Raw genomic sequence first — 12,631 nt, 5'->3', positions numbered from 1 at the left:
ACGCACTAATTATGGCTCTGGCTTTTAGCTAACCCACGATATTGGAGGCTAGCACCTCGTGGGGGTCATTATGTCTATGCCTATCATCGAAATCTAACATGGAGGTTAATCGTTTTGGGTAAGCAATTTTCAGTGTTATCCGATAGACACATTGAATTTATCGGGCAGCAAAAAATCTATTTTGTAGCTACCGCCGCAGAGAGTGGTAGTGTGAATCTGTCTCCTAAAGGAGGAGATTCCTTGCGGGTTATCAACCCGAAGCAAATAGCTTGGTTAAACCTTACAGGAAGTGGCAATGAGTCAGCATCACATGTCATTCAAAACCCAAGAATGACCGTTATGTTTTGTGCTTTTGAGGGCTCTCCTCTAACCCTTCGAGCCTATGGTAAGGCTACCGTTTTGCACTCTAGAGACGATAGTTGGGGTAAGTATGCACAGATGTTTCCGGAAAATGTGGCTGCTAGACAAATCTTTGTCCTAGATGTCGATTTGGTACAGTCTTCCTGCGGAATGTCAGTTCCTTACTTTACCTATGAAGGAGACCGTGAAGACCTAGCTAATTGGTCAGAAAAGCAAGGTACAGAGGGTATAGAGAAATACTGGCTCAAAAAGAACCAAAAGAGTATCGATGGTTTTGAAACTGAAATTGCGAAAAGATCTGGCTTGGATGTAGAGTGATCGAATAAAACCGTTCTATTCAACGTTAGCATAATAATAAATTCAATATACTCGGTACTTTTGTGTCAATTTACTTTAGCCTCCCCAGCACAATGGTCTAGGCTGATTGGAGCGATGCTGATTACTTAACTGGGCGATAGCTAATAGTAAGCTTCACTTACATAACAAAGGTTGGGGAATCTATGCAAGGTAAAGGAAAGTGTCTATGTGGTTCGGTTACGTTGGAAGTAGAGTATGCCAGTAACGAATTGGCGGCTTGTCATTGTAGTATGTGTAGAAATTGGTCTGGCGGCCCAATGTTAGCTATCGATTGTTCTGATTCGGTTAAAATATCAGGGGAATCAAATGTTGTTAGGTATCAGTCATCCGATTGGGCAGAAAGGGGCTTCTGCGGAAAATGTGGTACACATTTGTTTTATTTTTTAGTGCCAAGTAATGAATACCATCTTCCTGTTGGGTTATTGATGTCAGGTGATGACTTTAAGCTAACTCATCAAATATTTATTGACGAAAAACCAGAATATTACGACTTTAAAAATGAAACACGGAATATGACAGGTGCGGAAGTTTTTGCCCATTTTGAAAGTGGGGAGTGATCCGCTAACAGTTGGTTCCAGCTGAACGGAAAGGCATGATCCTTTTAAGACGAATTGATGTCAGCGCCAAATCGGCGCTTTGCTTTAGGTTCTGATTGTGCTGGTTTACCACTCAATTTGGTGTCATATGCTTTGGTGTAAATGGAGTGAATATTGATGAAGGTATCTAAAAAAGCAATTGTAATCTTAACCCTTTTTATTCTCCCTATAGTCTTTTGGGGATCAAAAATGCTTACCGATACCAAGCAACGATTGGCTAATGAAGAGCTTGATCGTATTGCCCCAAAACTAGAGATAATAGCTGGAAATTTAGCAGAACCTTATCGGTTTCCTCTTGACTCTCGCTCTGTATTGCAAAGCTTTGCTTCATTTAATACAGGTCCTCGGTTCCCTAATCTATATCATGCAGCTATAGACTATTTCGCAGAGGTAGGTGAACCGGTTTACGCCATTTCAGACGGTATTGTAAGCTATTCTGGCTATATAAATGGATATCCAGGGGTGGTCATCATTGATCATCCAGAAGAAAACCTCTATTCACTATATGGCCACCTTTCATTGAAGCGTTGGCAAGTACCAAAGGGAAAAGTTAAGAAAGGCGATTTACTTGGTTACATAGCTGAACCATCAGAGGATTTTGGTATTGGAACTTATCCTCATATACATTTTTCAATAAGAATGGGGCAACGCATCGACTACACAGAAACAGGCCCTGATCGTTGGATGCGCGGATATACAACAGAACACCCTGTATTTAAAGGGTATATAGATCCAGAGCAATTCATATTGTTTACCATGTCTAAATTGGAGCAAAACTAAGCCAACACCCGACTTTTAACTAATACTTTGCGCTTTCAGATTAGGTAGAATTTCGTGTTTTAAGCCCCAAAGAGGGGATCTGGCGGTAGAGTGGTTTACCCTCAAGATACCGTTACGTGAATGTCGTCACCAAGGCAGCTCTTCACCAGTAAAGCTATAAAATTTACCTGAGTCTGAGGGTTGGGCTTCATTGATTATACTGAGTAGTCTCTGGCTTACATAATCAGCCGTGAATATTTTTTCTGGTGATATGTTTCTTTGAAAGGGCTGAGATAACGGTGTATCAGTGGTACCGGGGTGAAATGCAAAAACACAGCAGTTAGGTAACTTGAATTTCCATTCTATACTAATCGTTTTGATTGCCATATTAAGTGCAGCTTTAGAGCAACGGTAGCTAACCCATCCTCCAATCTTGTTATCTTCAATACTGCCAATTCTAGCGGACAGCGAAATAAAATATGTTTGTTCATTAGCTTTTAAGTGAGTTGAAAAATACTTAGCTAGTAATAGCGTGGGTAGAGTGTTTGAGTTCAAATTTTGATTAAAGGACTCAATAGTAAACTCAGTCACAGACTTTTCTGGCTTATTTTCTTGGTCATGCAGAAAGCCCGCAACGTTAATCAGCATGTCGAGTTTCGGAATCTGTTCGGCTAGTCGTCTTATATCGTCATCTATTGAAGCATTGGCTTTTAACCAGGTTATGTTGTCTCGCTTTTCCTCGGGTAACGTTGAACGGTAAGTCGCATATATTTTTGCTCCAGGGAATGATGTTATGGCGCGCTTAACAAGTGCTTTCCCAATACCGCCATTTCCGCCAATTATAAGAATTTTCAATTGCTTATACTCACTCTCTCGTATTAAGTTAATCATAGACTAAGAGTGACAATACAGCTAACCAACATTAAAAGCAGATTCGTAACGCCCTGCTTGGTCGGTGTGAATTGGTTTTAGGCGTGTGGTAAAGACTTATGTGAATGAAGGCGCGTCTATGGCCTAGTTAGACGTTAAGTTTCTAAAGGGAATATATGGAAATTGAAGACTACAGTGATGATTTATTGCTAGCGGTGAGTGAGTTGTACCTGAACGCTAGAGTTTCTACGTTTACCTGGCTCGACACCAGTCACTATCAGCTTTCAGACTTTAACCGTGATACGGAAGGAGAACGTGTTTTGGTCGCAATCGCTGGCGGTGAAGTAGTCGGGTTTATTTCAATCTGGGAACCAGATAATTTTATTCATCATCTATATGTTGCTGATGGTTATCAGGGGCAAGGCATTGGAAAGTTGTTGTTGGAAGAAGCTAAGTCTTTGCATAGCAGTTTGAGCTTAAAGTGTATGGTAGAAAATCAAAACGCGGTGGGCTTTTATCAATCGAATGGCTTTGTTTCTGCTAGGCGTGATAGTGACAACTTAGGTGATTACTATTTAATGGAGTTCAAAGCGGAAACCTAGCACTCAATAAAAATAGAATCATAAAGCTTGGCATTTTTCGTTTGCTTCGGGTTAAGTGTTTATTGCACAATGCTTTTGACCTTGATGGTCTCGTTCATCACACTACAAGGTGTCATGGTTGTAAAATAATCATGCTCCGATCTTCGTTTTTTGTGCGTGTCCCAGAGATGGGAGTTTTCGCGTAAGGTAATAATAATGGATGTTAGCTTCTATATTGAAAATTCGGAGTTTACCGAACTCTCGAATAATCTAATCGATATCAGTGAAGTACCTGATGATCTAGCGGGTATATGCAAATTTGTTCAAGGGAACCTTATTCATTCGTATTGGCTTGAGCACTATGGTGTAGAGGTAGACCCTGCCTCCAAGCTAGAAGAAATGCAAACTCGCTATGCGAAAGACTTAATCTCTTTGGCAATGCTGAAATCTGGGCAACCTTCTCATGTATTTAAAAAACCAAACCATAGGGTTATCAGCATCTGTCGGGACTTTTCGTTATTGGTTTGTGCGATTTTGAGACTAAAAGGAGTCCCGGCTCGACTAAGGAGTGGATTTGCAACTTACTTGTCTCAAAACCAGTTCGAAGACCACTGGATTTGTGAGTATTGGGATAACAGCAAAGGATGGGTTGTAGTGGATGCTCAACTTGACCAAGTTCACCAACAAATCTTGAAGTTTGATTTTGACCCATTTGATGTACCGCCATCACACTTTATAACGGCGGGGCGGGCTTGGAAGTTATGCCGCGACAATTTGGAGTCAGCAGACAATTTTGGCTTTAGGGACTTTAAAGGGTTAGCGTTCATCAAAGGGAGCCTTATTCGAGATCTGTTTGCGTTGTCAAAGCTTGAAATGCATACATGGGATACCGGGTGGGGCATATTACCTAAATTCATTAGCCCCATTTCAGGAGAGCATGAGCTCGCGCTCCTAGATGAACTTGCTGATATTAGTTGCTCGTCGGATAGTTCAAAGGCTTCTAAGTTAGTTGAGTCGTGTAAGGAAATAAAGCTTCCAAAAGACTGGCGCTGTTCTAACTTTCCAACGATAAGCGAGCTATATGCCTCGCTGTAGTTACTGCTAAGCTGCCACTCAAAGTGATTAGGGTTATGTGTCCCTATCCTGATGATGAGTTAAGAGAAAGAAGGAACATTACATGAAAGTCGTAGAAGCGAATCGGTCGTATCTAGAATCTTTTTTCAAATATATAGAGGCGCAGCTTCTTGAGAATGCAGACGATAAATCTCCACTATTTCAGCCAATATCTAAAGAAAAATGTGTAGTGACAGAATCATTTAAAACTAAGTTTCGACATGGCTTTGAGCATAAGATTGGTGAACATGGCTGGAGGAAACTCTGGGTAATCAAAGATTCTCATGAACAAGTCGTTGGCCATATCGATTTACGTCATTACAGTGATGAGTACAAATTTCATCGAGTGCTTTTGGGGATGGGGGTGGATTCTCGTTTAAGAAAGCAAGGCCTAGGTGAAAAGCTGATTGAATGCGTAACTCAATTTTGTAAAGAAAACCCATGCATTGATTGGTTAGATCTTAACGTCCTTTCTAACAACCTTCCAGCAAAAAATTTGTATTTAAAATGTGGGTTTGAAATTATTGGGGAAATGCTCGATTGCTACCGCATCGAAGGAGAAACGGTGTCAGAAACGACGATGACACTATGTACAAAAAACGAAGGTAATTCAGATTTTTAACTTTAAAACATAAATAAAAAAAGGCGTTATTTAGGGTGGACTATTTATTCTGTGGAATTCTGATCAATGAGGTCTTTTTTTGGTTTTATTTGATAGCAGTGATCCATGCTTTTGTTAGGTTTGCTATTTCTGGTGTCACTGGTAAATGGCCAGGGTTACCAGACTATGAGTCAAGTACACCAAGGTTTATGAAGGCATGCGCGACTTTTGGCGCATTAGTATGCGGAATGATGGTGATCCTTTTAATTAGGCAGAAGTACCTGGGAACCTGTGGGTACTAGTATTCGGGTATTATTGCGTCGTTTCATTCTAAACATTTCGTTTTTTGTCCTTCTATTTCCTATTTAATAATAGGAATATTTCCTCACCAAGTCTTTCTGTAGAACTGCGTGTATATCATGTTTGTCGTTCAGCGAGGCTTGTTTTTAGCGAGAAGTAAATTAAGCTTGGTTAGGGTGTTGCATATACCCTAATTAACGGTGTAAAGAGTTGCATTTTTAAGGGGGGAATGGTGAAGGGAAAAATCACTGAGTGGCATGACTCAAAAGGCTATGGCTTCATTTCATCTCTTGAAAATGGTCAGAGAATGTTCTTTCATATTTCTTCTGTGACAACACGTAATCATCGACCAAAAGTTGATGACCTTGTTAGTTATTCAACGAAAAGGGACTCTAAAGGCCGTCACAATGCGATCGATATCGTTATTACCAACGCGACGCTCGTTTCATTTAATCTGGTTCTAGCGCTCTCATTTCTTGTTTTGGTCTGCGCGTCTTCGTTTGTACTTAATGGCTATCCCGCGTTGATAATCGTTTATGTTTTCATGAGCTTACTGACCTATATTAGGTACGCAGTGGACAAACAGGCTGCTATCGAAAAGAAATTTCGAGTGCCAGAAAGCTCTCTACACATTTTTTCTTTGCTTGGTGGTTGGCCAGGGGCGCTATTTGCTCAGAACCAGCTTAAGCACAAATCTAGAAAGCAGCCATTCAAAACCATTTTGTGGCTGACAATCATCGTGAATTCTGGCGCTTATTTCTGGTTACTCACACCCTCGGGACATTCAGTGGTCGAGCAAACTCTTCATCGGCTATTGGATATGGCTCAATTTAACGCTGCAATTTCAGCATTCACATGATTAAAGTATTTCTGTAAGTTATTGATCTGATAAAGGAATTTGGTTGCATGTTGCTGTTAAGGCTTGTAGTTTTTCCTAAGCGAAGCTTGAGAGTCACGATCATCACATAATTAAAGGAATAGAGACAGTGTTTGAAATAGAAAAAATTGTAGAAATTAACGCGCCAAAAGCCAGAGTTTTTGAGGCGCTCACTAATAGTGACGAGATTATTAAGTACTACCCACTTAAAGAAGTCGCCAGTTCATGGGAAGTTGGTGCAGAAGTTTTGTATAAAGGGGAAGTGAATGGCGCGCCGTTTACAGACTATGGCGTCATTGAAGTATTGGATGACGGGAATGTCTATTCATACCGCTATTGGAGTGACAATCATGGTACCGAACGCACTCCAGAAAATCATATCTTTATTCGTTACGCTTTATCAGAAACCCAAACCGGGACAGAACTGAAGTTGGTACAAAGTAATATTCATTCAGAAGAGCTTTACAGCCTGATGGAACACCAAGTATGGGATTTCTTATTGGGATCATTGAAATCGTATCTTGAACCTCAGAGATAATCGTATTTAAGGTGCTCACCCCATTTGGTTTTGATCCTGCCTTACTTTTCCTAAAGTACGTGGATAGCAAAGGGTGTGTTCTGAAGCAATATGTATGGCATTTTTAAGCGTGGCTAAATCAATATAAACAGGACGTTGACGCTTGAGCAAAATTGGCCAAAAAGCGTCTCGTTTAAAAAAGGAAGAAAAGTATGGAAATAAAAACAAATAGATTACAGATGTCGCAAATCACCAAAGCAGATTGGGATATGTATCAATCTCTAAATCGTGACCCTGCTGTTATCAGCCTATGTTTCGATGAGCCGTCCTCGTCGGAAATACAGGAAAGTTTTGAATCTCGACTTCCTTTATGGACCAAGACTTCTGAGCACTGGTTATGCCTGACGATCACTTTGAGTTCGACCGGAGAAAAGATAGGGGTGACAGGTTTTCGTTTTGTTGATGGCGATGCTGAAGTAGGGTATTTGATCCTACCTCAATATCATGGCTTAGGTTATGGGACAGAGTCGCTACAAGCGTTGATTCAATGGGCCGTTGAAGAGCAAGGAATTCAATCGTTTAATGCAATCGTCACAGAAGGCAATGTAGGTTCAGAAAAAGTACTCGTAAAGAGTGGGTTCTCATTGAAAGAAGTCGTTCCTAATGCATACGAGATTGGAGGCCAATTATACGCCGACCATGTTTATCGCAGAGAGAATACTGTTAGTTAGCTTTCTCGCTACTCGTACGTTACGTAATTTTAGTTAACGATGAGTGTGGATTATTTCTAACTAGAATGCGTGAATGCAAAAAATTGTTTATGGAGCGAGAAACTATTGTGTTGTTGTTCATTCGAAGTAATGAGCTTCGAAATGATATAAGGCTTAATTGTAGATGAAGTACAACCTAGTGAGCGTGAGCCGCGAAGTGAAATGCAAGTGACTAGGTTTTAGTTCCTATTTCGATGTATCTATCACAAGAGGTGGCGATGCCTCAGTATTATAGGATTGTGAAATGTCCTAGTTCATTGCCTGTTTCCGATAAAATGATTCCGGTGCTATTGCGCTCGCAGAATCTAAAATCGATTAGATAGCTTGTGTGTTGAAGCCTTGGCAGAATGTGTCGATACAAAATGTCGCTATTGAGCTGACGTATTTCAGCTACCCATGATAAGTTTTCGTTTAATAAGTTTATTTCGATTTTAAGCATTTATTACCTTTTGTTTTCGTAAATGTTTTTTCTCTTGATAGTTGGTACCAATGGATTTGTCGTGTTGTTCTACGGGACATAAATTTGCCTTAGTTTTATTACAGTTTGATTTAAGTAACCTTAAGTTTCCGCTTACACAAATTAATATTGGGCAGAAATAAGGCGTTAAAAGCTTAGATTATGGAACTATTGAATGAACGATTGAGCTGAAGGTAACGCAGAGAGGGTGTAACGAGGAATATCGAGAACTTCTTTGTGGAACTTGGTCTAAATGTAACATTAACAGCTCGATAAGTGAGCTAGGTGGGGTACTATACACCTAATTGAGTAAAAATCTAGTTTATCTGAAAAATAGTTTGAAGAAATTTATAGTTCAGCTCGCTGGATTAAGCCAGCACTAACGCAGCAGCTCACGCCTTAATTCTCATCTATCTCGAGATCTTTCGGTTCAGAAAAAGCATCCTTGAAGGTTATGGACGTAGAAAATTAGCAAAATCAGCCACATTGATTATATTTGATAGTACTGTTAAACAGAAAATCAAAGTGGTAGCCATGTTCCTTACTCGCCTTATTTATGTCAGTACACTTTCCGAAGATTGCGATTTGAATGCTTTGAACGACATTCTGAACACTTCTCGAGAGCACAATAAAGAAGCTCACATCACAGGTCTACTTAGTCACAATCAAAAGTATTTTTTGCAGTGCCTAGAAGGTTCAAGAGAGGCGCTGAATGAAACCTATAGTCACATTGTGAACGATAAACGTCACAGTAATGTGAGTATTTTGTACTTTCAAGAGATTCATTGTCGGGAATTTGGAGATTGGTCGATGGGAGACGTTCCAGAATCCCATCTAACGGCGTTACTTAACTTGCAGTTTTCAGGCTCAAATAGTTTTAACCCCTATGAGCTTGCAGGTGAAAGCGCTTACCTTATGATGCTGGAGCTTAAGAAAAACTTACCTTCAGAGTAGGCCGTTGCGAGCCTAAATCTAGTTGGTAGAACAGCCTTAATTTGTGTGTCGGCTAAACATTAAGTTGGCGCTTGATAACGCAAGGAATAGGGCACCAGCACGATTAAACCGTTTAGCCATGAGTGGCTGAGAGAACCATTGTTTGAGATATAATCCAAATAGCGCATAAATGGATATTGCAGTGAGTTCGAGTGCTAAGAATATGAATCCGAGAACAAAAAACTGCTCGCCGACATTCTTGCTTACATCGACAAACTGTGGAAGAAAAGCAGTGAAGATTAGGATGGCCTTGGGATTACCTGCCGCTAAGAAAAACTCTTGCTTCGCTAGTTCAAAATGACTGTAGCGTGAAGTGTTATTGGAAATTGGGCTGCTTTCAGATCGCCAAAGCTTAAACGCTATCGATAGCAAGTAGAGTGCACCGCAAAGCTTGATTGCCATAAACAGCGTTTCTGAAGTGTATAAGATGACCGCCAACCCCGATGCCGCCAACGCTATCATGAATGAGAACGCAGTAATGCGACCCAGACCTGCAACCATGGCCGACTTGAAGCCATAACAGCGTGCATTGTTCATTGAAAGAAGATTGTTGGGGCCAGGAGTCATATTCAGAGCGAAGCATGCAGGGATGAAGAAAAGTAATGTCCAGAGTTCCACGATCAATCCTTTTACCTAATGTATTAATTAATGTGTGAGTAAAGCGTTAGAAAATTCTAAAGCTGCCACTTATTAAGGTTAGGGCAAGTGTACGTTACTTTAGTTTAAGTTGTACTGTGGGTGCTCATCTTTTAACGACTCAAGACTCAGAGCACTAAGTGTAAGTTCCAGTAAGTATTTATGGGATATTAGTGAACCATTTTGGGGGACTGCGTTTGGTCCACTTAGCAAATTTTGCTTTATCACCACAGTAAAAGTTTCGATAGGCTTTTACCGGATCACCTGCCACTTTGTATTGTTCTGGCATTGCTTGAGGAAAGGGCGTTAGCCCTATCGAAGAGTATATGTGCGTGTCAATTTTTTCTAGTACCGCAATCGACTTATGGTCGACATCTTTACTGTATCTGAACTTGTACTCTTTGTTTAGCTCCAAAGCAAGAGATCGTAGCCATAATAAGTTGTCAAAAGACTCTTCTAACCAAAGTACACAAGGGTGTTTGATATGCGTTGATTTATAAGGTGTCGTGAATCCCTTTTTGTTGAGTACAGTGCATAACATTTGAACGCTTTCCAAAATCATTTTTACTACATGCTGATCGCAATGATATTGCGCGCACTTTTTAATGTCGCTATCAAGTATGAAGATGTTCATTTTGCTTCTCGGTTTAACTATCAACTCGGTTATACGGACGTTGGCTAATAGCGATCACATTGATTTGGGTTTACGATTTCAGTATGACTTGTTATCCCCTTTGCCGATCTCATAGGAAGGCGTTCTGGCGTTGATATTGTGTGGCGCGATACAGGTTTTACAATCTACCGAAGTTGGTATGGCTTCTTACTAAGTTTGGCAGCCAAATCAGGATTCTTTTCAATTCTTGATGTGTATGATCTGTCGATTGATACGCTAGGTGCTTTACGGTTTTTCTTGCAGTCTCATACGTATACAGCACTGAAACAGGTGATGGTTACTGATTATGTAAGTAAAAATCAGATTATCGGTTCAATTTGTATTTACTTACTCTTTGGAATGACATGGGCCATCATTTATCTGATTCAATTAGAGTTATTCCCCATAGCCTTTAATGGAATAGAAGCAAAACCTTGGGTCGAAAACTTATTTGAGGTGATTTACTTTAGTTTCATTACTTTGACAACGGTAGGGTACGGGGATATATCTCCAGCTTTGCCTATATCACGATTCTTTGTTTTTATTGAATCAATCTTAGGTAGCTTTTATTTGGCGATAATGGTTGCAAGCTTAGTTAGCAGTCGACTAAATCAGTCTGACTCAAATAGCGTTTAGTCCTATATAGGTAATAATTAGAAAGCCGCTGTGAAAATATCCGCAGCGGCTTTATTGTTGGAGTTGGTTTTAAATTACGCTTTTTCTTGTGAATGCTGGGGTTAGAGAGGGATAGTAAGTTAAAAATCTCGGTAAAGGTCGAGCTTTTTAACTGGTTTACGACTACTTCACATAGTTTGGTAGTTCAGCACACGCCACTTTTTTACAGAAATGAATCATTCCATTCTGAGTGACTAAAAGAAATTCATTCTTGTTCAATGGTAGGTACTCCATAGAATCTGATGAAAGCACAGCACCTTCACTCACCATGACTTTCTCATAGAATGAAAGTTCACGGTTCGGCAAAATTTGCTCATGATTACTCTCATCTAAGGATATATCGTGACTAGTCATTACATATTTACCCGATGATGTGAACCCCACTTCCTTTTTTGAAACATAAAGTAGGTCGTAGCTATCATTCATTTTAAATTCAATGTTTATTGAAGCTTGATTATAAATAACTAGGTTAGGCGGTGTAATAATAGTGGCCGGGTTTGCTAGGTAGTGACCAGATAAGTGCTGTTTAGGTAGTAATGCCAATAAGCAGCCCAAAATAACCCCTGAAAAAATTGAAATTATTAGATATTTATTCACAAGTAACCCCCTCGAACTTAGAAGGGAAGCTTAATGATTTTCCTTCGTTGTCAATGATAATCTTCCTGTCTTTATATTCATATAGCGTTACGTTATACATCTTGTTGAATGTAAGTTCATCAGATTGAATAGTACAGGTTAAATGATATTTTTGGTTTAACTTATCCTTTCCAATATTTTTCGATAGTTGTCCTACGCCATAATAAGCAGCGGCAACAGAAACAATAAAAGAAGCCCCTATTAATACCCAAGGCTGACTTTTGTCTTCTGGCTTAATTTCTTCTGATAAAACTTCCTGATTATTAATTGGTTTACTGCCCAGAGTGACTTTACCGGCAAAACGATAACCTTTCCCTCGCTCTGTAACAATAACAGCGCCGCTTTTATCTTCTAAAGCTTTTCTACATATTGAAATAGTTTGCATCAAACTGCCATCTTCAACATATATCCCTTTTGATACCCAAACTTTATCAATGAGCACTTGTCGAGTGATCACTTCGTTAGGGTGAGCGATGAAGTATTTTAGAAGTTCAGATTCATTGGACCCGATAGGGTAAGTACGCCCGGTAATAAGGTGGTGGATTTCACTCTCTTGTAAGTTGACCTGTATTTCATCATTGATAGTGAATTCAGCAGACATTTTTGTTCTCTGTGTGTTCGATGTTCTTATTGAAATATAACAAATGCCGAGCCAAATACAAACTCTGCACATCATTGAACAAGAATAATCTAAGTCATTAAATATAAAGACCCATTATAGGCAGGTTAAGGCTTTCTTATATACCTTTTTGAGGTTGTTTGAGGTTGTTTGAGGTGATGTGCCTGTTGGCTTGTTAGAGCATTACGGCATGAAGCTGATTTAGTGGGTGCGGGTGAGTCGTCAAAGCTCTCGCGAAGTTTCTGTTGGGCAAACGCCTAAG

General features: G+C 39.9%; 16 protein-coding genes and 1 pseudogene. 11 read left to right on the top strand and 6 right to left on the bottom strand.

The window, feature by feature from the left end:
• The first annotated feature begins 114 nt into the window (after positions 1 to 114).
• From ACHUFI_RS16615 to ACHUFI_RS16605, 3 genes are all read left to right on the top strand, one after another.
• A complete protein-coding gene (locus ACHUFI_RS16615) occupies positions 115 to 678 on the top strand; it encodes a pyridoxamine 5'-phosphate oxidase family protein (protein ID WP_394251099.1) in 564 nt (187 codons plus the stop codon).
• A 182-nt stretch (positions 679 to 860) separates the two neighbouring features.
• Entirely contained in the window at positions 861 to 1,274 is a 414-nt protein-coding gene (locus tag ACHUFI_RS16610) for a GFA family protein (protein ID WP_394251097.1), read from the top strand.
• Between the two features lie 156 nt (positions 1,275 to 1,430).
• Positions 1,431 to 2,093 carry a M23 family metallopeptidase gene (locus tag ACHUFI_RS16605; protein ID WP_394251095.1) on the top strand — a complete coding sequence of 221 codons (663 nt, stop codon included), beginning with the start codon at positions 1,431 to 1,433 and terminating at the stop codon, positions 2,091 to 2,093.
• Between the two features lie 126 nt (positions 2,094 to 2,219).
• Here ACHUFI_RS16605 and ACHUFI_RS16600 read toward each other — a convergent pair whose 3' ends face one another.
• Positions 2,220 to 2,927, bottom strand: coding sequence for an SDR family NAD(P)-dependent oxidoreductase (locus tag ACHUFI_RS16600; RefSeq protein ID WP_394251093.1), 708 nt, complete (start codon positions 2,925 to 2,927; stop codon positions 2,220 to 2,222).
• Between the two features lie 191 nt (positions 2,928 to 3,118).
• Here ACHUFI_RS16600 and ACHUFI_RS16595 point away from each other — a divergent pair, with 191 nt between their 5' ends.
• The 6 genes from ACHUFI_RS16595 to ACHUFI_RS16570 all read left to right on the top strand — a co-directional run bounded on the left by ACHUFI_RS16595 (position 3,119) and on the right by ACHUFI_RS16570 (position 7,662).
• Positions 3,119 to 3,544: a GNAT family N-acetyltransferase gene (locus tag ACHUFI_RS16595; RefSeq protein ID WP_394251091.1), complete on the top strand. Its 426-nt coding sequence runs from the start codon at positions 3,119 to 3,121 to the stop codon at positions 3,542 to 3,544.
• 195 nt (positions 3,545 to 3,739) lie between these two features.
• A complete protein-coding gene (locus tag ACHUFI_RS16590; RefSeq protein ID WP_394251089.1) occupies positions 3,740 to 4,618 on the top strand; it encodes a transglutaminase-like domain-containing protein in 879 nt (292 codons plus the stop codon).
• An 82-nt stretch (positions 4,619 to 4,700) separates the two neighbouring features.
• Positions 4,701 to 5,258, top strand: coding sequence for a GNAT family N-acetyltransferase (locus ACHUFI_RS16585; protein WP_394251087.1), 558 nt, complete (start codon positions 4,701 to 4,703; stop codon positions 5,256 to 5,258).
• 508 nt (positions 5,259 to 5,766) lie between these two features.
• A complete protein-coding gene (locus ACHUFI_RS16580; RefSeq protein WP_394251085.1) occupies positions 5,767 to 6,396 on the top strand; it encodes a DUF1294 domain-containing protein in 630 nt (209 codons plus the stop codon).
• Between the two features lie 127 nt (positions 6,397 to 6,523).
• Positions 6,524 to 6,952, top strand: coding sequence for an SRPBCC family protein (locus ACHUFI_RS16575; protein ID WP_394251083.1), 429 nt, complete (start codon positions 6,524 to 6,526; stop codon positions 6,950 to 6,952).
• A 191-nt stretch (positions 6,953 to 7,143) separates the two neighbouring features.
• Entirely contained in the window at positions 7,144 to 7,662 is a 519-nt protein-coding gene (locus ACHUFI_RS16570; RefSeq protein WP_394251081.1) for a GNAT family N-acetyltransferase, read from the top strand.
• A 268-nt stretch (positions 7,663 to 7,930) separates the two neighbouring features.
• Here the strand turns inward: ACHUFI_RS16570 and ACHUFI_RS16565 are convergent, their stop codons facing one another.
• Positions 7,931 to 8,140: a hypothetical protein gene (locus ACHUFI_RS16565; protein WP_394251079.1), complete on the bottom strand. Its 210-nt coding sequence runs from the start codon at positions 8,138 to 8,140 to the stop codon at positions 7,931 to 7,933.
• Positions 8,141 to 8,692: 552 nt separating this feature from the next.
• Between ACHUFI_RS16565 and ACHUFI_RS16560 the strand changes: the two genes are divergently transcribed.
• Positions 8,693 to 9,112, top strand: coding sequence for a BLUF domain-containing protein (locus ACHUFI_RS16560; protein ID WP_394251077.1), 420 nt, complete (start codon positions 8,693 to 8,695; stop codon positions 9,110 to 9,112).
• A 36-nt stretch (positions 9,113 to 9,148) separates the two neighbouring features.
• Here ACHUFI_RS16560 and ACHUFI_RS16555 read toward each other — a convergent pair whose 3' ends face one another.
• Together ACHUFI_RS16555 and ACHUFI_RS16550 are read right to left on the bottom strand one after the other, a co-directional pair.
• The gene (locus ACHUFI_RS16555; protein ID WP_394251075.1) at positions 9,149 to 9,769 is read right to left on the bottom strand and encodes a LysE family translocator; all 621 of its coding nucleotides are present in this window, start codon (positions 9,767 to 9,769) and stop codon (positions 9,149 to 9,151) included.
• A gap of 178 nt (positions 9,770 to 9,947) precedes the next feature.
• Entirely contained in the window at positions 9,948 to 10,421 is a 474-nt protein-coding gene (locus ACHUFI_RS16550; RefSeq protein WP_394251073.1) for a pyrimidine dimer DNA glycosylase/endonuclease V, read from the bottom strand.
• Positions 10,422 to 10,583: 162 nt separating this feature from the next.
• On the opposite strand from ACHUFI_RS16550, the pseudogene ACHUFI_RS16545 reads away from it, so the two are divergent.
• Positions 10,584 to 11,075: pseudogene (locus ACHUFI_RS16545) on the top strand (potassium channel family protein); the annotation flags it as partial.
• A gap of 162 nt (positions 11,076 to 11,237) precedes the next feature.
• Here the strand turns inward: ACHUFI_RS16545 and ACHUFI_RS16540 are convergent.
• Both ACHUFI_RS16540 and ACHUFI_RS16535 read right to left on the bottom strand, forming a co-directional pair.
• Positions 11,238 to 11,696 (bottom strand): hypothetical protein, encoded by a 459-nt coding sequence (locus tag ACHUFI_RS16540; protein WP_394251115.1) that lies wholly within the window; start codon positions 11,694 to 11,696, stop codon positions 11,238 to 11,240.
• A gap of 7 nt (positions 11,697 to 11,703) precedes the next feature.
• The gene (locus ACHUFI_RS16535) at positions 11,704 to 12,351 is read right to left on the bottom strand and encodes a winged helix-turn-helix domain-containing protein (RefSeq protein WP_394251071.1); all 648 of its coding nucleotides are present in this window, start codon (positions 12,349 to 12,351) and stop codon (positions 11,704 to 11,706) included.
• Positions 12,352 to 12,631: the final 280 nt, after the last annotated feature.

It is taken from the genome of Vibrio profundi, assembly GCF_043642225.1.
Lineage (GTDB): Bacteria > Pseudomonadota > Gammaproteobacteria > Enterobacterales > Vibrionaceae > Vibrio > Vibrio profundi_A.
Note: the sequence above shows the minus strand (reverse complement) of the source record. Positions and strands in the feature narration are given on the sequence as shown.